Raw genomic sequence first — 25,270 nt, forward strand, 5'->3', positions numbered from 1 at the left:
CCATTTTTTTCGCCTGTAGAACGTTGGTTTTAGTGAGTTAATGTAAAGTAACTAAAAATCAATGAGTTATTTTAGTTTTCAGAGTTGGTCTGCTCCTTGCTCTAGATAAGCATCAGTCTCCATTGATGGGGCTGCTTTGTTTAACAAGGAGAATAATAATGTTTAAGCCACTTACCCTACTGTCTGTCTCAACGCTTGCACTAATGAGTTTCAATGCTGCCGCTAACTGTGATCCTGGTGAGATTGTTATCAAGTTTAGTCACGTGACTAACACAGATAAACACCCTAAAGGCATTGCCGCTTCGCTGCTTGAAGAGCGTGTAAACACAGAGATGAATGGAACGGCTTGTATGCAGGTGTTTCCAAACTCGACGTTGTACGATGACAACAAGGTTCTGGAAGCACTGCTGAATGGTGATGTTCAGCTAGCAGCCCCTTCACTATCAAAGTTTGAAAAATTCACGAAAAAGTACCGCATCTTCGATTTACCGTTCCTATTTGAAGACGTGGATGCTGTCGATCGTTTCCAAAACTCTGAGTCGGGTGAGAAGCTCAAAAATGCAATGAAGCGCCGTGGTCTTCAAGGCCTAGCATTTTGGCATAACGGCATGAAGCAAATGTCGGCGAACAAGCCATTGTTAACACCAGCAGATGCAGAAGGGTTGAAGTTCCGTGTTCAGGCTTCCGATGTATTGGTGGCACAGTTTGAGCAGCTTGGCGCAAACCCGCAGAAAATGTCCTTCAAAGAGGTGTATGGCGGCCTGCAAACCAAAGTTATCGATGGTCAAGAGAACACATGGTCAAACATCTACGGTAAGAAGTTTTTCGAAGTCCAAGATGGTATTACTGAAACCAACCACGGTATTTTGGACTACTTAGTTGTGACTTCTAATGATTTCTGGAAAGGCCTACCAGATGATGTTCGCGAGCAGCTTAGTACCATCATCACTGAAGTGACCGCGACACGTAACGCAGAGTCGACCAAAGTGAACCTTGCGAATAAGAACAACATCATTGAAGCCGGTGGTGAAGTTCGATCACTGACTCCAGAGCAGCGTCAGCAATGGGTCACTGCGCTTCAGCCTGTATGGAAGCAGTTCGAAAAAGATATCGGTTCCGATCTCATCGAAGCTGCGTTGGCTTCTAACCAGTAACGCTCCCTCAAAAGCTGGCTGCTTTTAGTTTGTTGCTCCTGACATCTAGAAGTAGCCAGCCCTCGATAACTAGAACAATAGAAAGTGAAGTAACTTATGGAAAAGTCGATTCTTGCCAAGGTCGGTCAAGTAACGGATGCCATTGAAGAGGGGCTGATTGCCTTTTTCCTTGGTGGTATGACGTTATTGACCTTTGCCAATGTGGTGTCTCGCTACGTCTTCAACGACAACATACTTTGGGCACTAGAACTCACGGTGTTTATGTTTGCATGGATGGTGCTGGTGGGCGCCTCTTACGGTGTAAAACGCCACTTCCACATTGGTGTCGATGTCGTTATTAATATGGCACCTGAAAAGCTCAGAAAGGCCTACGCTATCGCTGCTGTTATCAGCTGTTTAGCATTTTCCGTGCTGCTGCTGATTGGTTCATGGAACTACTGGTACCCATTTGTCACCGAGAGAGCTTGGTACGAAACCGATGATATTCCAATGCCTGAAATTCTACAGTTCCTTTCTGACTGGCTCAATGAAGGTGAGCGTTACGAGAAAATGCCCCGCTTCATCCCTTACATGGCACTCCCAATTGGTATGGCTCTGCTGACGTTTAGATTCACTCAAATTGCTCATCAGATTTTCACGGGCAAGATAGATCGCATGATTGCAGGGCACGAAGCCGAAGAAGATCTTGAAGCGCTTAAAGCCGACGTGGAAAGCGGTGTTGGCGACATTATGGATAAGTCAGGCCAAAACAAGGAGCGTAACTAAATGGATATTTTGCTGTTATTTATCATGGTTATTGGCTTCATGCTGATTGGTGTGCCAATTGCCATCTCGCTCGGCCTTTCGAGCATGCTGTTTTTGATGATGCATTCTGATGCCTCCCTTGCATCCGTCGCGCAGACTTTGTTTAACGCCTTTGCAGGCCACTACACCTTATTGGCGATTCCATTCTTCATACTGGCATCAAGCTTTATGTCTACCGGGGGTGTTGCTAAGCGAATTATCCGTTTCGCGATTGCGATGGTCGGTTGGTTCCGTGGCGGATTGGCCATGGCTTCAGTCGTGGCGTGTATGATGTTTGCCGCGTTATCCGGCTCGTCTCCGGCTACCGTGGTTGCAATTGGTAGTATCGTGATTGCAGGTATGGTGCGAAATGGTTACTCCAAAGAGTTCGCGTCTGGCGTTATCTGTAATGCGGGGACTTTAGGCATTTTGATCCCACCATCCATTGTTATGGTGGTTTACGCCGCGGCAACCGATGTGTCGGTTGGGCGTATGTTCCTTGGTGGGGTCATTCCAGGCTTGCTCGCGGGTGTGATGTTGATGATTGCTATCTATATCGCAGCTCGCGTTAAGAACCTTCCCGCTCAACCGTTTGTTGGCTGGGGTGAGGTATTTGCTTCTGCGAAAGACGCAAGCTGGGGTTTGCTACTCATCGTCATTATTCTAGGTGGTATTTACGGCGGTATTTTCACGCCAACGGAAGCGGCTGCCGTGGCTGCTGTGTATTCGTTCTTTATCGCGAACTTCATATACAAAGATATGGGGCCGTTCGCGGATAAAGAGAATCGTAAGCCTGCATTGATTAAAGCATTTCAAACGTTGTTTCATAAAGACACTAAGCACACACTTTATGAAGCAGGTAAGCTCACCATCATGCTGCTATTTATCATTGCGAATGCGTTGATCCTTAAGCACGTGCTGACCGAAGAGCGTATCCCGCAGATGATCACCGAGTCAATGTTGTCGGCAGGGCTTGGGCCAATCACTTTCTTGATTGTGGTGAACTTACTGCTATTGATTGGCGGCCAGTTTATGGAACCTTCTGGTCTGTTGATCATCGTTGCGCCGTTAGTTTTCCCTATCGCGATTGCACTGGGTATCGACCCGATTCACCTCGGTATTATGATGGTGGTGAACATGGAGATCGGTATGATCACGCCACCTGTAGGGCTCAACCTCTTCGTAACCGCTGGGGTTGCCAAAATGTCGATGATGAATGTGGTGAAAGCCGCTCTGCCATGGGTGGGTGTCATGTTCCTGTTCTTAATCATCGTGACCTATGTTCCTTGGGTATCGACTTGGCTACCTACCTTGCTCATGGGACCAGAGATCATCACCAAGTAGAAAAATTCCCCATCAAAGACAAAGCCCGGCATTTGCTGGGCTTTCTGTTTTTTTAGAATATTGTTAGAGCGTGCAGTAGAGCAGGATTAATTGGAGACCACCACCGGACGTTGAGATTGAGGGTGGGGCATTATCGTCACTTCATGGTGATAAACTTCCGCGATAGTTTGACTGGTCAGGGCATCGCTTGGGCGACCATCCATAACAATCTCGCCTTGGTTGAGGATCATGATGCGATCAGCATACTGCGCGGCTAAGTTTAAATCATGAAGAACCGCAATGACGGTAGCGCCTTCGCGAGCCAGCTTTTTAGCGAGGGACAGTGTACTGTGCTGATGCTGCAAATCCAGCGCAGACGTCGGCTCGTCGAGTAGCAAGATTTTGTTGTCACCACTTTGCGCCGTTTGAGTCAGCACACGAGCAAAGTGCACTCGCTGTTTCTCGCCGCCAGAGAGACTCGGATAACTACGATCACTTAACTTATCAACGCCTACCGCTTCCATGTTGCTTTTGACTACCAGCTCTAGAGCTTGTTTACCCAGAGAGAGGCCAATGCTACCAAGCTCGACCACTTCCTGAGCGCTAAAGTTGAACGATAGCGAACTGTGCTGAGGCAGTGCGGAAAGGTGCCTTGCAAGTTGCTCTGGCTGCCAATCTGCACTTGCGCGACCGAAAATGTTGGTTTTGCCCGTCGTGTTTACTTCACCGGTAATGGTTTTAAGCAGGGTACTTTTTCCTGCACCATTGGGGCCGAGTAAAACGGTAAATTCGCCGCGCGAGAACTGGGTAGTGATGTTCTCTATGATTGCACGTCCGTTGATTCTTGCTGCAACATCTTCTAATTGAATTGAGTAGCTTCCTTTGAAGTCCGCAATACTGACTGCACTTGCTTTCGAACGATTCCAAAACTCCAACATTACAGCCTACCTTTTTGCTTAATTAGCAAACCAATGAAAAATGGCGCGCCAAGAAGTGCGGTCACAATGCCTACTGGCATATCGAGAGGGCAACGACGGTTCGAGCAAGCATATCCGCAATGAGAAGCAGCAATGCCCCTAATAATAAGCTGACAGGTAGCAAGCTTTTGTAATTCGGCCCAACCAACATTCTGGCTAGGTGCGGGACGATGAGGCCAATAAAACCAATCATCCCCGCGAGAGCCACGGTGACCCCAACGCCTGCGGCAGCTAAAACAATCAGGCGGCGTTTTAGATTTTGCACATTGATACCCATGTGTCTTGCTTCAGACTCACCTAATAACATCGCATTGAGCTTGTTAGCGTCACGGTAGTAGGCAATCAAGAGAACGATGAGTGTGACAAATGCCAAACCCAATGCGTTAGTGTTTGCGCCGGCTAAAGAGCCCATCGTCCAAAGCGACAAATCTCGTAGCGCCTGATCGTCAGCGAAATAGTTGAGGAGCCCAAGCGCAGCCCCTGCAAGAGCGGCAATGGCGACACCCGCCAACAGCATCATAGAAACCGATGTGCCATTGGTGGTACTGCCTAATCGATAAACCAGAAATGTCACTACAATACCGCCAATACACGCAAAAACAGGCACGGTACCAAGAACAAGTAGTAGAGGATAATTGACCGCCAAATCTGCAAACACAACTATCGCAATGGCCGCGCCCAGCGCAGCACCAGACGACACACCAATGATCCCCGGATCGGCTAAGGGGTTTCGGAACAGGCCCTGCATCACCGCGCCACTGATCGCCAAAATCCCACCGACGGCAATCGCAAGTAGAGTTCGTGGCAGGCGTACTTGCTGAATGATCATCTCTACATGCGGAGGTAGTACGTCTTGCTGAGATGGAATGAGCGACTGCAAACTGTCTGAGAAACTAATGTTCATTGGCCCAACCGACAGTGACGCAATCATGGCGCCATAGAGCAGTACGGCGGCAATAACACATAAACTGCGTGTGCTGAGAATTCTTGTTGTTGTCATGAGTCAGTCATTACTGAGGTTGTGTTTGTGGATGTAGTTGAGAAAAATCGTTATACAGCTCGTCGGCTAAATCTAAGCTTGCAAGCCCAAGGCCGCCGATGATAGCGCTACCGTGAATCGGCTTAATGTTCTGATTAGCGGCTGCTGGTGTCGCTGCCAACAGAGGAAAAGCGTTAATGATGCCATCAAAGCCGCCTAGTGCGTCCCAAGCACGGTGCGTAACAAGAAGATAGTCTGGTTGCATGTCAACGATAGCTTCAGCAGATACAGGCTTGTATGACTGCAAGTGGTCATATGCTGGGTTCGTACCGCCCGCGAGCGAGATGATGGTGTCGATTGTGGTGTTGCGTCCCGCAATGGTGGCAGGGCGACCTTTGCTTAGCATCGCGAACATCACTTTTGGAGGCTGTTCAATGTGGCGCTGACTCATGCGATCAAGAATGTCCTTCAACTCAGTTTTTAAGATGGTTGCTTCTTCTTGGGTACCTGTTAACAAGGCAATCGCGTCGATTCGCTCAAACAGGTCAACTTTTGAATCACCGGATGGTACCGTTTCTACTTCAATACCTGCGCTATCGAGCAGTTGGAGTGTCGCATCAGGGCCCATTTCATGAGATCCAACGATGTGAGTAGGATTAAGAGACATTAAACCTTCGGCAGAAAGCTGTCTGTGGTAGCCCACTTGAGGAAGTTCGTTCTCTTTATTGAACGACTTACTGGTCACATCAACCGCAACCAATTGATCTTGAGCACCCAAAGCGAAAATGAGTTCAGTGATACTTGAACCTGCGCTAATGATTCGGTTCTCTTCCGGTGTATTTGCCATCGTATTAGGCAGATTAACCAAAGTGAGCATAAGGGCTAAAAGACGAGTTTTCATTGTGGTCGCTCCATGACGATATTGGTGGCTGGAATATTGTGTTGCTGAAGAAATCCAATCAGTTTGAGCATGAGCTCCACCCGAGAGTCTTTATCGGCAACGATAACGACAGGGCGCTCACTGTTTTCTTTATGGGTACTGGCCAATGTTGAGGCGAATTCTTCCCAGTTGTCATACTGAGTGCCATCAATAGCCCAAGGTTGAGATTCGTTGTTAAGAATGCCGATTGAGATGACATTCTCCGTCGGCTGGCTTAATTGGGTCTCTTGTTCTGCTTTAGGGATCTCAACGTCTAATGTATGAACCGAGACGTTGGCAGTGAGTAGCAAAAACACCATCACGATGAAGATGATATCGAGCATCGGTGTTAAGTCAGGCTTGAAGCTCTCATCGGTGAACTGACTCTGAGAATGAATCATTACACGACCTCTTCGGTTGTGAGCGTGTTCACGGCAATCTGCTTGGTGTCTGGGTCGATAATCACACCTTCAATGTGTAGGTTGCTGTGATTAAGCGTGTACTCAATCTTGGCCAGTGTTTTTTCCACCCACATGGTCAGTAGCTGCGACCCTGTGATCGCAGGTAGGGCAATCAATAAACCCGCAGCGGTAGTGGTCATGGCCAATCCGAGGCCCTCTGCCAATACTGATGGCGAAATAGCACCAGACATATCTGTGATGCCAGAGAACATTTCCATTAAACCTAATACGGTGCCGAGAAGCCCTACTAGTGGGCTAACCACGCCTATCACCGACAACAAACGAATTCCGGTTCGAAACTGTTGGCGATTCTTGAATAACCAAATACTCACGGCTTCTTCGCGCAGTGGTTTGGTGAAGTGGCGGTGACTCAATAGCATACGCATCGATTGATGAATCAGCTTCTTTCCTGAGACTTCATTTTGAATAAAGTCATCGACGTCTTGCGCGTTGGTCAGATCTAGCTGGTGGATGCGCTTGAGAATTTGATGGGTGTGAGTGCGGCCATTCATGAGCATATAGAGTGTTCGTTCAATAAGAATGACGAGAGTCAGCACAGAGAGTGTCATCAAAGGCCAGGTCATAATGCCGAGTTGGCTATGAATAGTAGTGATCAATTGCATTGCGATTATCTTAGTTTGAAATTAATTGGGATATGAACGCGGTGCGCAACCGCGATTCCGTCTTCCAGGCGGCGAGAAAATTGCCATTCTTTTATGGTTTTAAGTGCCCGTTCATCAAGGATTTGGTGTCCGCTTGATTGAATGAGATTCTGTTTAATCTGTTTACCATCTTCATCGAGCCATACCTCGATCACGGCCTTGCTTGGAAGCCGCGTTTCTGCGCCAGTTTGGGATAACTCACCGGGGTGGGTTTTGCGCTAAAGGTTGGTTTGCTGACAAGTTTGGGTTGTTGCGCTGGCTGTGGAACCGAGGCCATTTGTGCAGGATCATCCAAAGTAGGCTTTGCTTGATCGAGAGGCTTCTCGTTACTTGGCTTTGTAGGCGTTGGTTTCTGTTCCGCAACCTTGGTTTCAGAAAGGGGTTCTTTAGAAGTAATCGCTTTGGAAACAGCAGTTTTGGAAGTATCAGCATCTTTTGCTGTGGTTGGTTTTTTCTCAGTAACAACCTGTTCTGCTTTTGAATTTTTGACTTCAGGCTTCGTAGGTACGGGGCGATCTTGCTTAAGTGTTTCAAGCTTAGGTGTCTCAAGCTTTGGTGTTTGTTGAGTTGCTTGGGTAGGCGCCTTGGGAGCGGGGGCTCTTTTTTGGAAACAACGGGTTCGGGTGCGCTTTTTTCTATGATGGGGTCTTTGATCGCTTTCTTCACTTCTTGCTCAATCACTTTCTCAGTAATCTCTGGCTCATTGATGGGCTCAGCGTAAGCACTGGCCATGAGCTGAATCTGCACCGCATCAGCACCTTGGTCGAAGGCAACATGAATCTCTTTTTTTTCAGGCATATAAGACAGCACGAAGATATGTATCAAACATGCGACTAGGCCAGAAATGAGATAGCGTGAGTGTTTCATAATTGAGAAATAACTGAGTAATTTGCGTTGTTGAGTGCATTATCCATTAAATGAGAATGAGATCAAATTTCATTTGCATTTGTATTTTCGTTGGATAATATATCGAGCAATTACTCATTACCAAGGGGAGTTGGATGAAAGTGCTGTTTTGAGAGGCTTTCTCAGATTCGAGGCACAGAATCCGTTCCTATCCGTATGCATCAGGTTGTTTTCGATCGCTCAGATGAGCAAATTGTAGGTAAGCACACCCCAGACCCGCTCCGTTATGCGTTCAGCGGTAAACGAGGACCTCATGCAGGTGGCGCTATGTCACCTGTTCCACCGCCATTTGTTCAAAAGACATTAAGTGACGCTTTCCAGTTTTCAGGTAAAAAAGGCAATCGATGCTTGTATATCCATATTCCGTTTTGTCGCGTTCGATGTACCTACTGCAACTTCTTCCAATACGCCTCTAGCAAAAGCTTAATTGCGGACTACTTCGCCGCGCTTGTTAAAGAGCTTAAGTTCAAAGCCGCACAACCTTGGACGCAAAGTTATCCTTTCCAAGCGGTTTACGTTGGGGGAGGAACACCAACGGATTTGAGTGCTGAGCAAATGCTAACTTTGGGCAAATTGATTCGTGAACACTTTCCCCTAACTTCAGATTGTGAAATTACGCTTGAAGGGCGAGTGAATCGCTTCGATGCGGGTAAGTTCGAATCGGCATTGGAAGGGGGCTTCAACCGATTCTCTTTGGGCGTACAAAGTTTCAATACCAAGGTTCGCCGAGCGGCTAAACGTTTGGACGACGGCGATGTTGTGATGGCTACCTTGCAGAAAATGGTCAGTTACAACGCCGCGCCTATCGTCATCGATCTGATGTATGGGTTGCCTTATCAAACGCCTGAAAATTGGCAAGAAGATCTTGAAAGTTATCTTGAATCAGGCGTTGATGGCGTGGATTTGTATCAATTAATTGAAATGCAAAACCTCCCTATGGCTCGCCTGGTTGAACAGGGTAAGTTGCCAGAGCCAGCAGACACAGCGGCGAAAGCGTCTATGTTTGAGGTGGGGGTTAACTTTATGGCGATGCATCATCAAAAAAGGCTCAGTGTGAATCATTGGGCGTCAAGTAATCGTGAGCGAAGCTCCTATAACAGTCTAGCCAAAACTGACGCACAAGTTCTGCCCCTGGGTGCGGGGGCTGGTGGTAACGTCAATGGTATCAGTACGATGCAAACTCGAGATATGGAAACCTATATTGCCGCAATCGAAGCCAACGAATTCGCCAGCGCGATGGCTTTTCGTTCACAAGGCTCAGAATCCTTTAACGGCGCGATTAAAGCCGCTTTCGACAAAGGCGTGCTTTTGAAAAGAGATTTTGCAGAGTGGTTTGAACGTCTTATGCCACTTTTCAAAGAGTGGGAAAACAGAGGGCTTGTGACCATTTCACCCTTTGCCGTTTCCCTGACGATGGCGGGCCAGTTTTGGTCGGTCAATCTAGCAACAAATTTACTGTCAGTCATTCAATCGCAGGACAAAGTAGAAGCCGCTGTTTGTTAGAAACACGGTCTATAAAAACGCGATTAGTTAAAAGCTCGGTTTGCAAAAACAGGGTCTGTTAAATCGGTGAACACGTTAGGAGCCACCATGTATATCAGCTGTGACCAAGCACAAGCACAAGCAAAAGAAAAAGTGCGTCAAGCGTTAGCGGAAGATTTGGCATCGCCAATCTCTCAAATGTCGGAACAACTTAGGTTGAACGAAGGTGAAATTACCTTCGTACTGCCAGAAGAGATGGTAGGTCGTGCTGAAGGTCAGCATGCTCAAGCGATACTGGAGCAGTTGCCGGAATGGGGCAAAGTGACCACGATTGTTCATTCATTTGGGTCTATCTTTGAAGCAAAAGCGCGTTTTCCAAAAGGCAAAGTGGCACATGGCTACTACAACCTAATGGGAAAAGAAGGCGAGCTTCATGGCCATTTAAAATTAGATCTTGTCAAACATATTGGCTTCGTAAGTAAGCCATTCCGTAGCATGGAAAGCCACTATATTGGCTTTTTCACTGAACAGGGTGATTGCGTATTTAAAGTGTATCTGGGCCGCGACAAAAAGCGTCAATTAATCCCAGAACAAATTGAAGAGTTCAAGAAAATGAGAAAGGAGTACTCAAAATGAGCAGCAGTGAAGCGAGCGCAGAGCAGTTTAAAGAAGCACGCAGAGAGCGATTGCAAAATCGCCTAGAGCCAGAGGTTAGAGAGTTCCGTGATTCTCGAAAAACGCTTCAGCTTGCAACGATCAACCCTCAAGGTAAACCAAACGCGACGTATGCACCTTTTGCATTTGACAATGCGGGTTACTACATCCTTGTGAGCGATATTGCTGCGCATGGTAAGAACCTGAAATCTAACCCACAGGTTTCTATTTTATTGGTCGAAGACGAAAGCGAAAGCAAGCAAATGTACGCTCGTAAACGCCTGACCTTCGACACCAAAGCAGAATGTGTTGAGAAACAATCAAGCGAGTGGCTAGCCGGTGTTGCTGCGCTTAAAGCACGTTTTGGTGACATCATCGACAACCTAAGCCAATTAGGCGATTTCAATTTGTATCGTTTGGTTCCTGAATCAGGCCGATACGTCAAAGGATTTGGCCAAGCTTTCGAGATCTCAGGCAATGACCTTCTTGATTTCGTCCACTTAACCGAAGGTCATGTTCAGGCAGAAAAAGAAGCCCTAACTAAATAATAAAAAATAATCTCTATTTGTGCTCACTCCATAATCGTCGAGATTTGAGTACAGCAAGCTAGGAAATGGACAAATTCATGTTTAATAAAACACGACTCGCGCTAGTTGTGGGGGCAGTTATTGCCGCTCCAACGATGGCAGAAGAAATTTATACGTTTGATGAAGTGGTTGTATCAGCGACGCGAACTGAGCAGAACAAGGAAGATGTGTCTTCTTCAATTGCAACAGTTAGCCGTGAAGAACTAGATGAAACGATGACGTCTAACCTAAAAGATACCCTAAAGTACGAGCCGGGTGTTGACGTGCAAGGTAGCGGCCGTTTTGGTGTCTCAGGTTTCAATATTCGAGGTATGGAAGATAGCCGCGTAAAAGTAATGGTGGATGGCGTACAACAGCCAGTGCCATACAACCCAGGAGCAAGCCAGCAGCGTAAATTCCCAAATACAATCGAGACAGATACGTTAGTGGGTGTGGAAGTCAACAAAGGCCCGTCATCTAGCCTATATGGTTCAGATGCATTGGGTGGTGTTGTTCTGTTCCGTACTAAGAATCCAGATGATGTTCTTGTGACAGAAGGCGACGAGCATCGCTTTGGCATCAAGAGCAGCTATTCATCAGTAAACAGTGAGTTTAAGAACACCCTAACTTGGGCGATGCGCAAAGGTGATTGGGAAACCATCACTATGCTTACTTATGCTGATGGTAAAGAGTATCAAACTCACGGTGATGGCGCCGATATCTTAGGCCCAGACCGCGGTGCTGCGGATCCAGCAGATACGCAATTGATGAATGGTTTAGCAAAGGTTTACTACCAAGCAAACGACAGACATCGTTTGGGTGCAACTGTTGAGTATTTCGACTACCAACATGACTCTTTCCTAGCATCAGAAGAAGGCTATGAAATGATGCCAGGGTTTGCTTATACCGATTCTTCAGTTGAGGATCACAATAAACGTCTTCGTCTCGGCTTTGAGCATGAGTGGCAAGTGAACTCTTCATTGGCTGATGACCTAGCTTGGACAATAAGCTACCAACAAACGGAAAGTCAGTCAGACAATTATGACACGACCAACTTTGCTGGTATGCCACCATTCATGCCTAGTTACGATGACCGTATGCGTAACCGTCAGCGTATTTCTCAAGATGACTCGGTTCAATTTGATGTGCAGCTGAACAAGCTGATAGAGCGCGAAACGCATTATCATGAGATCACTTATGGAGCGAGCTTCCTTAACAATAAGTTCTCACTTGAGAACAACGACTACTTGATTAAGAGTGGTCAAGTAGGTGTGCCGGACGGTACTGTGTCTCCGGGTAGCACAGGTCTTCCAAATGCAGATACACGCCAATGGGGTGTCTTCATTCAAGACCAAGCTTTCTTTTTGGATGAGAAACTGGTTGTGTCTGCCGGCCTTCGTTATGACTCATTCAAAACGTCTCCAGAGACAACAGAAGGTTATGAAGTGGAGCATGAAGGCAACGAAAACGATGCGTTTACGGGTCGTTTAGGTGCGGTGTATCACGTCGATACGATGTTCAGCCCTTATGTACAAGTTAGCCAAGGCTTTAAAGCACCAACCGTCTATGACTTGTACTACTCATACAGCGAGGGTGCAATCTTCCGAGGTAACCCAAACCTGAAGCCAGAAGAAAGTATCTCTTACGAAATGGGTTTCCGTGGCAAGTCTGAACGCGTGTCTTACGAGTTTAGCGCTTTCTACAATGATTACACGAACTTCATTGCTGAAAGCACAATTGGCCATGACGCAGCTGAAGATAAAGACATCATCACAATGAAGAACATTGATGAAGCTCGTATCTATGGTGCTGAGTTCAGTACAATGTTGCTTGGCCCTTCAGGTACTTATGCACGTCTAGGTCTGGCTTACGCAAACGGCGAAGATAAGAAAACAGGTAAGGAGTTAGACTCAATAGCGCCATTTACCACCAATCTAGGTTTGGGTTTCCGCGATGCGAACGATACGTACGGTGCATTAGCTAACTGGAAGATCGTGGCTAAGAAAGACGAATGGCAACAAGAAGATAACGTTGAAGCACCGTCTTATAGCATCGTTGACGTGACAGCTTACTATCGTCCAATGAAGGACTTAACATTGCGCGCGGGTCTGTTCAATGCTCTGGATGAGAAATACTGGCTATACAATGACCTACGCGGTGAAGATGAAGGCTTGAAAGACATTGATACTCAAGCTGGCCGTAACTGGGGTATTAGTGCGGAATACTTCTTCTAAATTGAATCGAGCTACAATTCGCTGAGGTTCAGTGAATGCGATAATACCAACACCTCCAATCTCAAAGGGATTGGAGGTGTTTTTGTTGGCGAGATAGCTATTTATTCGTTAGTTTTGTAGTTCTCTTTTTCTAGTCCATATTTTTGCATTTTGTCGTATAACGTTTTGCGGGGAAGCTGAAGCTCTGCCATCGTACCCTTGATGCTACCACCATGTTTGATTAGCGCGAGCTCAATCGCCTCTTTCTCAAATTCGGCGACACGCTCACTCAAACTGGTTGTTTCGGCTGTATCCTTAGAAACGTCTCCTAACTGGGGCAAACTGCCTAATAACACAAAGCGTTCAGCGGTGTTTCTTAGCTCCCGAACGTTGCCAGGCCAATCATGTCCAATGAGCGTATCCAAGTCACTTGATGTTATTGCGGAGGCCGTTTTCTTGTAGCGAGCGGCAGCCACTAAGAGAAAGTGGTGAAAAAGCGTAGGAACATCTTCTTTTCTCTGGCGTAATGGCGGCAGGTCTAGCGTAACGACATTCAATCGATAGTAGAGGTCTTGACGAAATTCTCCGGCTGCCGAGGCAAGCTTGAGATCGGTTTTTGTCGCGGCAATGACACGAATATCAATCGGGGTGAGTTGGTTCGACCCCAAGGGTTCGATGACTCGCTCTTGCAGGACCCTAAGCAAACGTATTTGTGCGTGCATGGGCATAGATTCGATTTCGTCTAGAAACAGCGTCCCGCCATTCGCATGTTCAAATTTACCAATTCGTTTGGAATCCGCGCCGGTGAATGCCCCTTTCTCATGGCCATAAAGTTCACTTTCAAGTAAGTTTTCGGCAACCGCACCACAGTTTATTGCGACGAAATTTTTGTCCCGTCGTGAGCTTTGTTCATGTAATGACCGCGCAACGAGCTCCTTGCCTGTCCCTGTTTCTCCAAATAACAGAATATCCGCATCGGTATCCGCAACGTTGGAAATGGTCTGACGAAGCTGTTCAATGGACGGCGTATTGCCGATTATTCGTGGCCCTAGCGCTTGGCTCGCTTTTAAACTCCGTTTGAGGGACTCGTTCTCAAGTGATAGATCGCGCTTTTCAATTGCACGATTAACGGTCTCGATCAGCCTGTCAGGTGCGAATGGTTTTTCGATGAAGTCGTAAGCGCCAGTCTGAATTGCATTGACCGCCATAGAGATATCGCCGTGGCCGGTTATGAGTATGACGGGCACATCCTTGTCTTGATGCAAAATGGAGCTAAGTAAATTCTCGCCACTGATGCCCGGCAAACAGATATCGGTCACCACAACTTTGGGCATGCCTTGGGACTTGATTGCGAGTAAAGCGTCTTCTGCGCTTTCAAAGAACTGTGCCGATAGGTCTTCAAGTTCAAAGCTTTGTTCGATCGCGAGCCTAATGTCGCTTTCGTCATCGATAAAAAATACATCGTACATATGGATAGTAACCTACTCGTCTTCGTCTACTGGAAATGCGTTTATTGGCAAAGCAATGGTAAATCGCGCTCCGCCCAAGGGAGATTGTTCAACGATAAGCTGTCCATTCATTGAATGGACGATTTGAGCTGAGATAGACAGACCTAACCCAAGCCCATTTTTCTTGGTTGTGTAGAAAGGCTCAAACAGTTTGTCGGTATCTTCTGCCTTGACACCACTGCCATTATCATCGATATGAATTAAGGCTTGTTTTGAGTCTGAGGAAAGTGTTACGTCCACTTGCCTTTCAGATTGAGGTTCAAGTGCTTGAATCGCATTCTGAATGAGATTAATGACCACTTGCTCCAATTGAATGTTATTAACTACGCAAGTGACAGTTTCACTGGGAGCGGCGTAACTAAATCGGATCTGCTTAGACTTCAATTGTGGCTGAATGAGGTCAATCGCTGCGGTCACGATGGGCGAAAGCGGTAGTGCGGAGAGGTCATTGGTTGTGCTTTTTCTTGCAAACGATTTGAGCTGTTCGCTGATTTTGGCCATGCGTTCAGTCAACCCTGATATACGCTGTAAGTTTTCATCCACTCGCTCAATTTTATCCGAGGCCAGAAAGCGACGTCCGTTGTCGGCAAAACTGCGAATTGCTGCAAGAGGGTTATTGAGCTCATGGCTGATGCTGGCCGACATCTCCCCCAAAATGGCGAGCTTAGCGGTTTGGATCAACTCAGATTGCGTCTGGCGAAGCGCTTCTTCCGTCTTGGTCCTTTCGGCAATTTCTGCGTGCAGCTCTGATGTTCGTTCAAGCACTAAGAACTCAAGCTTTTGTTTGGCCTCGCTCTGTATTTGCTCGAATTGACGCAGCTTCTGTTTTCGATGATGGGTGAGTAGCTGAAGTAGATAAATGATGGAAAAAATCAGACTGACAACGATGATGTATCGCATCACCGACCAAGCTAGTTTGCTTTTTGGCGTCAGCACTCGAATGGTAAGTTCTACATTGGGCAGCGTTTTCATCGATGTAATGAAATTGCCTTTGTACCAAGGAAGCAGAGAACTGTTGAGCTCGCCATGGTCTTGATCCAGTCGGCCTTTGAGGTTGAGCGAACGCACTTGAGTATCAAGATACTGGCGTCCAAACTCTATTTGCTTGAGTTTTATTGGGTCTATGGGTTGTAAGCTAGCGTAGAGCCAATCTGGACGACTGGACATGAACACAATCCCGTTGGGATCTGCCGCAACAAAATAGCTATCTTGTCCCTGCCAATTGGCTTCTATGGCTGATAAATCCATTTTTACCACTATCACGCCAATCACATTGGCGGCATAACGAATAGGGTACGAATAGTAGTAGCCGCGCTGGCCTGACGTTGAGCCCAACGCATAATATTGACTGGCATCGCCATGGATTGCATCTTGAAAGTATGGTCGCCATGCGAAGTTGCGACCTAAAAAGCTGCGGTCTAAGTTCCAGTTGCTGGCCGCGATTGTCGTACCGTAAACATCGAGTAGGTATGTGTCTGATGCTTGGATTACCTCATTAACATTTTCCAAGTAGCGATTGGTGATATCAATTTGAGCGCTGTTGCCGCTGTTTTTCAGCGCATCAATGAGTTCGATATCTTGGGCGATCAGTTGGGGCAGATGGGCGTATTTATCGAGCTTTGCGAGATGTGACCAGAGAACTGATCGAGTTGATTTTGGTGTTGAGTGAGCAATTGATTGTATTGGTAGCGCCAAACCGCTTGCGTGCCCAACAGTAACGTGAGTACGTAAACGATGATGAGTCCGACAAAGTTCCTTCTTAAGTGCAACGGCTTAACTCCTAAATCTCGCTGTATATAGCGTAAAACTATTTAAAGTGAGAGTGATTAAAAAGTTAGCGATAATGCGGACTAAAACAAGAGCAAGATCTCTTTTTAGCCGATTAGGTAAAAAAAAAGGCTCGATTCCCTTGAAAAAGCATTTATTGTCCCCATTTCTGACAGGGTCGAACGGTGCGGTGGTTGAAATTAAACCGATCGACTGAGTAATTAGGAATTTGTACGTAACGTTAAAGTCGATTGGGTCGACAGCGTAGGCTTAGATCGTTAGAATGCTGCGTCTAATTTTTAATCCTGAGACTAATCGGAGATACCTTTTCACCAAACTTAAACCTCTCGTGGTTTAAAAAGGTAAGGATATCGCTCATTAGTCCGGCGCTAGGTAAGACTTGGCGTCGATGCTCAATTTAAATAGGTACTCCTTGAGTGCTAAACAAGGATGCAGTCACATCGATCTACATGAGTAGACGTGTGGCTCATACGCTCAGGCTAACCTGAGCCATTTTTGAGGTTTATAAACAATGCAAGTTACTGTTGAAACGCTAGAAGGCCTAGAGCGCCGTCTTAACATTACTGTTCCTGCTGCTAACATCGAAGACGCAGTTACAGCTGAATTACGCAACATCGCTAAAAACCGTCGTTTCGATGGTTTCCGTAAAGGTAAAGTGCCTTTGAAAATGGTTGCGAAAATGTACGGTAAAGCAGTACGTCAAGACGTGATGGGCGAAGTAATGCAACGTCATTTCATCGAAGCGATCGTTAAAGAGAAAATCAACCCAGCTGGCGCGCCAACATTTGCACCTGTAGAAAGCAAAGAGGGCGAAGACCTAGTATTCACTGCAACTTTTGAAGTTTACCCAGAAGTTGAGCTGAAAGGTCTAGAGAACATCACTGTTGAAAAACCAACAACTGAAGTTCAAGACGCAGACGTTGAAGAGATGATCGAAACTCTACGTAAGCAACAAGCAACTTGGGCTGAAGTAGACACGGCTGCAGAAGAAGGCACTCGTGCAACTATCGATTTCGTTGGTTCAATCGACGGCGAAGAGTTCGAAGGCGGTAAAGCTGAGAACTTCTCACTAGAAATGGGCGCGGGTCGCATGATCCCAGGTTTTGAAGACGGTATCACTGGTAAAACAGCAGGTATGGAATTCGAAATCGACGTAACTTTCCCAGAAGATTACCACGCTGAAAACCTAAAAGGTAAAGCGGCTAAGTTTGCAATCAAAGTGAACAAAGTTGAAGCTCGTGAACTTCCAGAGATCAACGACGAGTTCGTTTCTAAGTTTGGTGTAGCTGAAGGCGGCGTTGACGCTCTTAAAGCAGAAGTTCGTAAGAACATGGAGCGTGAACTTAAGCAAGCTGTTAAGAACCGCATCAAAGAGCAAGCGCTTGACGGTCTAGTGAAAGAGAACGACATCGACGTTCCTGCTGCACTAATCGACCAAGAAATCGGTACTCTACGTCAGCAAGCTGCACAACGTTTCGGCGGTAACCCAGAAGCTGCAGAGCAACTTCCACGTGAACTGTTCGAAGAGCAAGCTAAGCGTCGCGTAGTTGTTGGCCTACTTCTAGGTGAAGTAATCAAGTCTGAAGAGCTAAAAGCTGACGATGAGAAAGTAAAAGCAATCATCGAAGAGATGGCAACTGCTTACGAAGATCCATCTGAAGTAATCGCTTACTACGAGCAAAACGAGCAAATGATGAACAACATGCGTAACGTTGCTCTAGAAGAGCAAGCAATCGACGCGATCATTGCTAAAGCTCAAGTTTCTGATACAGAAGTTAGCTTCAACGAGCTAATGAATCAGCAACAACCTGCTCAATAAGCAATATCTTGCGTAGAAGGTTGACTAAGCGTTAACTATTCTGCTAACAATGGTCCGTATGATTTTATCATCCGGGCCATTTATTTTAGGGACATAAGAATATGAGCTACCAAGAAAAAAATGCAATGTCGCCAATCATAGACGCGTTAGTACCAATGGTGGTTGAACAAACTTCCCGCGGTGAACGCTCCTACGATATTTATTCTCGTTTGCTGAAAGAACGTATCATTTTTCTAACAGGCCAAGTTGAAGACCAAATGGCTAATCTAGTGGTAGCGCAGTTGCTATTCCTAGAGTCAGAAAACCCTGATAAAGATATTTTCCTATACATCAACTCTCCGGGCGGTAGCGTGACAGCAGGTATGTCAATCTACGACACCATGCAGTTTATTAAGCCTAATGTGAGTACAGTATGTATGGGTCAAGCGTGTTCGATGGGTGCTTTCCTATTGGCTGGTGGTGCACCAGGCAAGCGTCACGTTCTACCAAATTCTCGCGTTATGATTCACCAGCCTTTGGGCGGTTTCCAAGGCCAAGCGTCTGACATTCAGATTCACGCGCAAGAAATCCTAACGATCAAACAGAAGCTAAACCGACTTCTTGCTGAACATACTGGTCAGCCTCTAGAAGTGATTGAGAAAGACACAGATCGCGACAACTTTATGTCTGCGGATCAAGCGGTCGAGTACGGTTTAGTGGATTCAGTTTTAAACCATCGCGGCGAATAATTGATAACTTAATTGATTAGCGCAATTCGGTTTAAATTGATATACACTCAAACATAGAGAGTAAAGGCTAAGAGGTTAGCGAATGACAGATAAAAGCAAAGAGAGTGGTAGCAGTAAACTGCTTTACTGCTCTTTCTGTGGCAAAAGCCAGCACGAAGTTCGCAAGCTAATCGCCGGCCCATCCGTTTACATTTGTGATGAATGTGTCGACCTATGTAACGACATTATTCGTGAAGAAATCAAAGATGTTCTGCCTAAGAAACAGTCCGAAGCGTTACCAACGCCAAAAGACATTCGTGAACACCTTGATGACTATGTAATTGGCCAAGATTACGCGAAGAAAGTGCTTGCTGTTGCGGTATATAACCACTACAAGCGTTTACGTAATGGAGACACGACCAGTGAAGGTGTAGAACTCGGTAAGAGTAACATTCTTCTGATTGGTCCAACGGGTAGTGGTAAAACGCTACTTGCAGAGACGTTAGCTCGTTTCCTAGATGTTCCATTTACAATGGCAGACGCCACCACGTTAACAGAAGCAGGTTATGTAGGTGAGGATGTTGAAAACATCATCCAAAAACTACTGCAAAAATGTGACTATGACGTGGCGAAAGCTGAGCGCGGTATTGTCTATATCGACGAAATCGATAAGATTTCTCGTAAAGCAGAAAACCCTTCAATTACACGTGATGTGTCTGGTGAAGGTGTGCAACAAGCACTGCTTAAACTGGTTGAAGGTACGGTTGCATCGGTTCCACCTCAAGGTGGTCGTAAGCATCCTCAGCAAGAGTTCCTACAAGTTGATACATCTAAGATCTTATTCATCTGTGGCGGTGCATTTGCAGGCCTAGACAAAGTGATCGAGCAGCGTGTAGCGACAGGTACGGGGATTGGCTTTGGTGCGGAAGTTCGTTCTAAAGACGAAACCAAGACTGTAGGTGAACTGTTCACGCAAGTTGAACCAGAAGATTTGGTGAAATACGGCCTTATCCCAGAGTTCATCGGCCGTCTACCAGTAACAACGACTCTAACTGAACTTGATGAAGCTGCGCTGATTCAGATTCTATGTGAGCCTAAGAACGCACTCACAAAACAGTACGGTGCGCTATTTGACTTAGAGAACGTTGAGCTTGAGTTCCGTGAAGATGCGCTTCGCGCGATTGCTAAAAAAGCAATGGAACGCAAGACAGGTGCTCGTGGCTTGCGCTCTATCTTAGAAAGCGTACTGCTAGAAACCATGTACGAGCTTCCATCGTCTACCGATGTAAGCAAAGTGGTTATCGACGAGTCAGTGATTAAAGGCGAGTCAGACCCGCTATTAATCTACAGCAATAGCGACAACCAAGCCGCTGGCGCTGAATAAAGATCGCAAAATAAAAAAGGAGGCATCAAATGCCTCCTTTTTTTTATTCTTTCATTGAATCCAACTAAATAGCCCCCATATACTGCTCATAAGACTAAGCGGAAGAGAGAATAATATGAACTTGGAACGTTCCGAGCGTATCGAGATCCCCGTACTACCTCTGCGTGATGTAGTGGTTTACCCTCACATGGTTATTCCTTTATTTGTTGGCCGAGAAAAATCAATCAGCTGCTTAGAAGCGGCAATGGACAACAATAAGCAGGTTCTGTTAGTGGCTCAAAAACAAGCAGAAACCGATGAACCAGCCCTAGAAGACCTATTCGAAGTAGGTACTGTTGCGACAATTCTTCAACTACTAAAGCTTCCTGATGGCACAGTTAAAGTGCTTGTGGAAGGTCAGCAACGTGCCAAAATTCATGAGTTCAAAGAGAGTGAATTCTTTTTAGCTGACGCTGAATATCTGCCGACTCCAGAACTTGATGAAAAAGAACAAGAAGTGATTGTTCGCAGTGCGATCAATCAATTTGAAGGCTTCATTAAACTGAACAAAAAAATCCCACCAGAAGTCCTGACTTCATTGAATGGGATTGATGAAGCTGCTCGCTTAGCGGATACCATTGCGGCCCATATGCCACTTAAGTTGGTCGACAAGCAGCACGTGCTTGAGATTCTGGATGTCACAGAGCGTCTTGAATTCTTAATGGGCCAAATGGAATCTGAAATCGACATTCTACAAGTTGAGAAGAAAATCCGCGGTCGCGTTAAGAAGCAGATGGAGAAGTCTCAACGCGAGTATTACCTCAACGAACAGATGAAGGCTATCCAGAAAGAGCTGGGTGAGTCGGAAGATGGCGTTGATGAATTTGAAGTTTTAAAGCAGAAGATTGAAGAGTCGAAAATGCCTCAAGAGGCAAAAGAGAAGACAGAACAAGAACTGCAAAAACTGAAGATGATGTCGCCAATGTCGGCTGAAGCTACGGTGGTTCGTAGCTATATCGATTGGATGGTTGGTGTACCTTGGGCGAAGCGTTCAAAAGTTAAGAAGAACCTAGCGAAAGCAGAGGAAGTACTTAACGAAGACCACTACGGTCTTGAGCGTGTTAAAGAGCGTATCCTTGAGTATTTAGCAGTACAAAACCGCATCAACAAGCTAAAAGGTCCAATCCTTTGTCTTGTTGGTCCTCCAGGTGTAGGTAAAACCTCGCTGGGTCGGTCTATCGCAGCGGCAACGGGCCGTAAATACACACGTATGGCGTTAGGCGGCGTTCGTGATGAAGCGGAAATCCGTGGTCACCGTCGTACTTACATTGGTTCACTGCCGGGTAAGCTGATTCAGAAGATGTCTAAAGTTGGCGTGAAAAACCCACTTTTCCTTCTGGATGAGATCGACAAGATGTCTTCAGATATGCGTGGTGATCCATCATCGGCATTGCTAGAAGTATTAGATCCAGAGCAAAACAACGCGTTTAACGACCACTATCTAGAAGTGGATTACGACTTGTCTGATGTTATGTTCGTTGCAACCTCGAACTCAATGGATATTCCGGGACCACTACTGGACCGTATGGAAGTGATTCGTCTTTCTGGTTACACAGAAGATGAGAAACTGAACATTGCCAAACGTCACCTTGTTGATAAGCAGGTGAAGCGTAACGGTCTGAAGCCTAACGAAATCACCATCGAAGATTCTGCAATCATTGGCATTATTCGCTACTACACGCGTGAAGCGGGTGTACGTAGCCTAGAGCGCGAAATTTCTAAGATCTGTCGTAAAGCCGTGAAGAATATCTTGCTCGATTCAAGCTTGAAGTCTGTTACGGTAACGATGGACAACCTAAAAGAGTATCTAGGTGTTCAGCGTCATGACTTTGGTAAAGCTGATGACAGCAACCGTATCGGTCAAGTGACCGGTCTTGCTTGGACTCAAGTTGGCGGCGATCTACTTACGATCGAAACCGAAGCTATGCCTGGTAAAGGTAAGCTCACGCAGACTGGTTCTCTTGGCGACGTGATGAAAGAGTCTATCCAAGCAGCGATGACGGTTGTACGCTCTCGTGCAGAAAAGCTGGGTATCAACTCAGACTTCTATGAGAAGCGCGACATTCACGTACACGTTCCTGAAGGGGCAACACCAAAAGATGGCCCTAGTGCGGGTATCGCAATGTGTACTGCGTTGGTTTCTAGCTTGACTGGTAATCCTGTTAAAGCAGAAGTAGGTATGACAGGTGAAATTACCCTCCGTGGTGAAGTTCTGCCTATCGGTGGTCTGAAAGAGAAACTGCTTGCGGCGCATCGCGGTGGCATCAAAACAGTACTGATTCCAAAGGACAACGAGCGTGATTTGGAAGAGATTCCAGACAATGTTATTGCGGATCTGAAGGTTATCCCAGTGCAGTGGATCGACGAGGTTCTTAAGGTTGCACTAGAGCGAGACCCTTCTGGAGTCGAATTCGCTGCGCAAAAATAGTGACGTGCAGCAAAAATAATTAAAAGATTACGCTGATTAGCCTAAAAAGGCTTGTCAGCGTTTTTTTTGGGCGCTAACGTTACAAACTATAGCTGAGACCCTTGGTACAACTGGCCTCAGCTTATTTTCAAATATGAATGGAACGAAACGCTATCTTAATAAAAATACAACAGATAGCACTAAGGGGAATCACAGTGAACAAAACACAATTAGTAGAAAAAATTGCAGAAAATGCTGACATCTCAAAAGCGTCTGCTGGTCGTGCTCTTGATGCATTCATCGAAGCAGTTGGCGACACTCTACAATCTGGCGACCAAGTAGCTCTAGTTGGTTTCGGTACTTTCAGCGTACGTACTCGTGCTGCTCGTACAGGCCGTAACCCTAAGACTGGTGAAGAGATCCAAATCGCAGAAGCAAAAGTACCAGCATTCAAAGCAGGTAAAGCTCTGAAAGACTCTTGTAACTAATACAAGTTTTAAAGAAATTTCGAACCTTTTTAATTTATGCGCATCCTACTGATGCGCATTTCTTTTTCTGGTATCATCGCGCTAATCAAATTTTTTAAATTAAGAAGTGTTCAACTTCATTTTCGGAGAGCATTAAAACTATGATGGAACGGATTCGCGAGGGCGTGAATAGCATCGCGGTAAAAATTATCCTCGGACTAATTATCCTTTCGTTTGTATTTGCCGGCGTGGGTAGCTACATCATTGGCGGTAACGCGAATGTGGCAGCAAAAGTTGGCAACGCAGAAATTGCACGTGGTGAATTCGAGCAAGCTTATCAAAACGAACGTAATCGCATGCAATCACAGCTTGGCGACTACTTCTCTAACCTGCTTGCTGATCCAAGCTACGTAGAGTCATTCCGTCGTTCTGTTCTAGATCGCATGGTTAACGATCTGCTACTTGAGCAACACGCTCAATCTCTAGGTCTTCGCGTAAGCGATGCTCAAATTCGTACTATGATTCTTGAAATGCCTCAGTTCCAAACCGAAGGTACTTTCGACCAAGACATTTATCAATCTGCGCTTCGTCGTGCAGGTTTTTCTCCAGAGAGCTTTGCTGAATACTTGCGCCGTGATTTGATTCGCAACCAACTGCTAACGGCCGTTCAGTCGAGTGACTTTGCGCTTGAAGGTGAAGTCGAAGCTCAAAGCAAGTTGATTACTCAAACTCGAGAAGTTCGTAAGATTGCGCTGTCTTTAGAAGATTACGCAAACCAGGTTGAGCTAACGGAAGAAGAAATCACAAGCTACTATGAACAGAACTCTGCAAGCTACATGCGTCCTGAGCAGGTTAAAGTGGCTTACATCGAGCTCTCTGCTGAGTCATTGCGTAAACAAGTTAGCGTAACAGACGAGCAAGCCCTAACTTACTATAACGAGCACCTAGACAAATATTCATCAGACGAGCAGCGCAGCGTAAGCCATATTCTGACTCAAGATGCTGAAAGTGCTCAGGCAATTCTTGACGAGTTGAACGCAGGTGCAGACTTTGCCACTCTTGCTCAAGATAAATCTGAAGACTTCGGTAGCTCAGAAGAGGGTGGTTCACTAGGTTGGATTGAACGTGATGTGATGGATCCTGCTTTTGAAGAAGCGGCATTTGCACTGGTTAATGCTGGTGATATTACAGAAGTGGTTCAGTCTGATTTTGGTTTCCATATCATCAAGCTTGATGACGTAAGAACGTCAGTTGTGAAACCGTTTGAAGAAGTGTCTGATGAAATCATCGCTGAGATTATCGACCAAGAAGCGGTTGATCAGTTCTACGAGCTACAAAGCGACCTAGAGCGTGTTGCATTTGAATACCCTGATTCATTAGACGATGCTGCTGAAGCGGTTAATCAACCTATTCAAGTAACGGATTTTGTTTCTCAAGTGGATGCACCACAAATTCTGCTTTCTCAAGCAGTGATGCAAGCGATTCTTAGCCCAGAAGTAAAAGAAGATGGCCTCAACTCAGAAGTTATCGAAGTAGCACCAGAGCACATCATTGTTGTTCGTGTTGAAGATGCTCGTGATGAAATCGTACTGCCACTTGAGGAAGTCCGTGAGCAAGTTGAGTTGCGTCTATCTCAACTACGTGGTGAAGAGAATGCGATTGCAACTGCGAATGAAGTATTGGAGTCGCTAGAGCAAGACGGTTCTGCATTGACGAAATTCGATTTGAGCTTCTCAGAAAGTGAGATGATTGATCGTAGCTCTGCAATCGCTGATGTTGTATTTGCAATGGCGAAACCGCAGCAAGGCGAGCCGGTGTATGCGCAAGCGAAGGAAATGAATGGCGACATCGTCATCGTTGCTCTGGACAAAGTTATTGCAGATATTGAGCCTCAATACATGGCTCAAATCGGTAACCAAATTGTGCAGATGAATGCTCAACAAGATTTGTCTGGACTGCTGAGTATCATTCGCAATAACACTGACATTGACTATTTTATTGTAGATACGCAGTAGCATCTGCAATTAACAGGTTAATCAAAACGGGCCGCATTAGCGGCTCGTTTTATTTTG

General features: G+C 46.0%; 20 protein-coding genes and 2 pseudogenes. 13 read left to right on the plus strand and 9 right to left on the minus strand.

Features of this window, described 5'->3' with window-relative positions:
* Positions 1–158 precede the first annotated feature (158 nt).
* From UA76_RS05130 to UA76_RS05140, 3 genes are all read left to right on the plus strand, one after another.
* Positions 159–1,154, plus strand: a complete 996-nt coding sequence (locus UA76_RS05130) for a TRAP transporter substrate-binding protein (protein ID WP_047043739.1) — start codon at positions 159–161, stop codon at positions 1,152–1,154.
* Positions 1,155–1,250: 96 nt separating this feature from the next.
* Positions 1,251–1,919 (plus strand): TRAP transporter small permease, encoded by a 669-nt coding sequence (locus UA76_RS05135; protein ID WP_047043741.1) that lies wholly within the window; start codon positions 1,251–1,253, stop codon positions 1,917–1,919.
* The gene (locus UA76_RS05140) at positions 1,920–3,281 is read left to right on the plus strand and encodes a TRAP transporter large permease (protein WP_047043743.1); all 1,362 of its coding nucleotides are present in this window, start codon (positions 1,920–1,922) and stop codon (positions 3,279–3,281) included.
* 86 nt (positions 3,282–3,367) lie between these two features.
* Here the strand turns inward: UA76_RS05140 and UA76_RS05145 are convergent, their stop codons facing one another.
* From UA76_RS05145 to UA76_RS22320, 7 genes and pseudogenes are all read right to left on the minus strand, one after another.
* The gene (locus UA76_RS05145; protein ID WP_047043745.1) at positions 3,368–4,198 is read right to left on the minus strand and encodes a heme ABC transporter ATP-binding protein; all 831 of its coding nucleotides are present in this window, start codon (positions 4,196–4,198) and stop codon (positions 3,368–3,370) included.
* Positions 4,198–5,237, minus strand: a pseudogene (locus UA76_RS05150) (FecCD family ABC transporter permease). Before UA76_RS05150 ends, UA76_RS05145 begins: the two are co-directional and overlap by 1 nt.
* A gap of 10 nt (positions 5,238–5,247) precedes the next feature.
* On the minus strand, positions 5,248–6,117 hold the full coding sequence (locus tag UA76_RS05155) for a heme/hemin ABC transporter substrate-binding protein (RefSeq protein WP_047043747.1): 870 nt from the start codon (positions 6,115–6,117) through the stop codon (positions 5,248–5,250).
* Positions 6,114–6,536, minus strand: coding sequence for an ExbD/TolR family protein (locus UA76_RS05160; protein ID WP_047043749.1), 423 nt, complete (start codon positions 6,534–6,536; stop codon positions 6,114–6,116). The genes UA76_RS05155 and UA76_RS05160 overlap by 4 nt, the downstream gene beginning before the upstream one ends.
* Complete coding sequence (locus UA76_RS05165; protein ID WP_047043750.1) at positions 6,536–7,219, minus strand: MotA/TolQ/ExbB proton channel family protein; 684 nt, start codon at positions 7,217–7,219, stop codon at positions 6,536–6,538. The genes UA76_RS05160 and UA76_RS05165 overlap by 1 nt, the downstream gene beginning before the upstream one ends.
* Before the next feature lie 5 nt (positions 7,220–7,224).
* Positions 7,225–7,413, minus strand: a complete 189-nt coding sequence (locus UA76_RS23370) for an energy transducer TonB (protein WP_052771956.1) — start codon at positions 7,411–7,413, stop codon at positions 7,225–7,227.
* Between the two features lie 43 nt (positions 7,414–7,456).
* Entirely contained in the window at positions 7,457–8,056 is a 600-nt protein-coding gene (locus tag UA76_RS22320; RefSeq protein ID WP_052771957.1) for a hypothetical protein, read from the minus strand.
* A gap of 264 nt (positions 8,057–8,320) precedes the next feature.
* On the opposite strand from UA76_RS22320, the gene hutW reads away from it, so the two are divergent.
* From hutW to UA76_RS05190, 4 genes are all read left to right on the plus strand, one after another.
* A complete protein-coding gene (gene hutW, locus UA76_RS05175; RefSeq protein ID WP_047043752.1) occupies positions 8,321–9,667 on the plus strand; it encodes a heme anaerobic degradation radical SAM methyltransferase ChuW/HutW in 1,347 nt (448 codons plus the stop codon).
* An 87-nt stretch (positions 9,668–9,754) separates the two neighbouring features.
* Complete coding sequence (gene hutX / locus UA76_RS05180) at positions 9,755–10,282, plus strand: heme utilization cystosolic carrier protein HutX (RefSeq protein WP_047043754.1); 528 nt, start codon at positions 9,755–9,757, stop codon at positions 10,280–10,282.
* Entirely contained in the window at positions 10,279–10,848 is a 570-nt protein-coding gene (hutZ, locus tag UA76_RS05185; protein WP_047043756.1) for a heme utilization protein HutZ, read from the plus strand. Before hutX ends, hutZ begins: the two co-directional genes overlap by 4 nt.
* 77 nt (positions 10,849–10,925) lie before the next feature.
* Entirely contained in the window at positions 10,926–13,100 is a 2,175-nt protein-coding gene (locus UA76_RS05190) for a TonB-dependent hemoglobin/transferrin/lactoferrin family receptor (RefSeq protein ID WP_047043869.1), read from the plus strand.
* Positions 13,101–13,201: 101 nt separating this feature from the next.
* On the opposite strand, the gene UA76_RS05195 is transcribed toward UA76_RS05190, so the two are convergent.
* Positions 13,202–14,548: a sigma-54-dependent transcriptional regulator gene (locus UA76_RS05195; protein ID WP_047043758.1), complete on the minus strand. Its 1,347-nt coding sequence runs from the start codon at positions 14,546–14,548 to the stop codon at positions 13,202–13,204.
* A gap of 12 nt (positions 14,549–14,560) precedes the next feature.
* A pseudogene (locus UA76_RS05200) lies at positions 14,561–16,356 on the minus strand (sensor histidine kinase).
* Positions 16,357–16,886: 530 nt separating this feature from the next.
* Here UA76_RS05200 and tig point away from each other — a divergent pair.
* The 6 genes from tig (at position 16,887) to ppiD (ending at position 25,213) form a co-directional block, all read left to right on the plus strand.
* Positions 16,887–18,194, plus strand: coding sequence for a trigger factor (tig, locus tag UA76_RS05205; protein ID WP_047043760.1), 1,308 nt, complete (start codon positions 16,887–16,889; stop codon positions 18,192–18,194).
* A gap of 101 nt (positions 18,195–18,295) precedes the next feature.
* Positions 18,296–18,922, plus strand: a complete 627-nt coding sequence (gene clpP, locus UA76_RS05210; RefSeq protein ID WP_047043762.1) for an ATP-dependent Clp endopeptidase proteolytic subunit ClpP — start codon at positions 18,296–18,298, stop codon at positions 18,920–18,922.
* Positions 18,923–19,004: 82 nt separating this feature from the next.
* On the plus strand, positions 19,005–20,285 hold the full coding sequence (gene clpX, locus UA76_RS05215) for an ATP-dependent protease ATP-binding subunit ClpX (RefSeq protein ID WP_047043764.1): 1,281 nt from the start codon (positions 19,005–19,007) through the stop codon (positions 20,283–20,285).
* Between the two features lie 115 nt (positions 20,286–20,400).
* Positions 20,401–22,752 carry an endopeptidase La gene (gene lon, locus UA76_RS05220; protein ID WP_047043766.1) on the plus strand — a complete coding sequence of 784 codons (2,352 nt, stop codon included), beginning with the start codon at positions 20,401–20,403 and terminating at the stop codon, positions 22,750–22,752.
* A gap of 194 nt (positions 22,753–22,946) precedes the next feature.
* Positions 22,947–23,219, plus strand: coding sequence for an HU family DNA-binding protein (locus UA76_RS05225; RefSeq protein ID WP_047043768.1), 273 nt, complete (start codon positions 22,947–22,949; stop codon positions 23,217–23,219).
* A 140-nt stretch (positions 23,220–23,359) separates the two neighbouring features.
* Positions 23,360–25,213: a peptidylprolyl isomerase gene (gene ppiD, locus UA76_RS05230; protein ID WP_047043770.1), complete on the plus strand. Its 1,854-nt coding sequence runs from the start codon at positions 23,360–23,362 to the stop codon at positions 25,211–25,213.
* Positions 25,214–25,270 lie beyond the last annotated feature (57 nt).

Source organism: Vibrio mexicanus (assembly GCF_001012815.1).
Lineage (GTDB): Bacteria > Pseudomonadota > Gammaproteobacteria > Enterobacterales > Vibrionaceae > Vibrio > Vibrio mexicanus.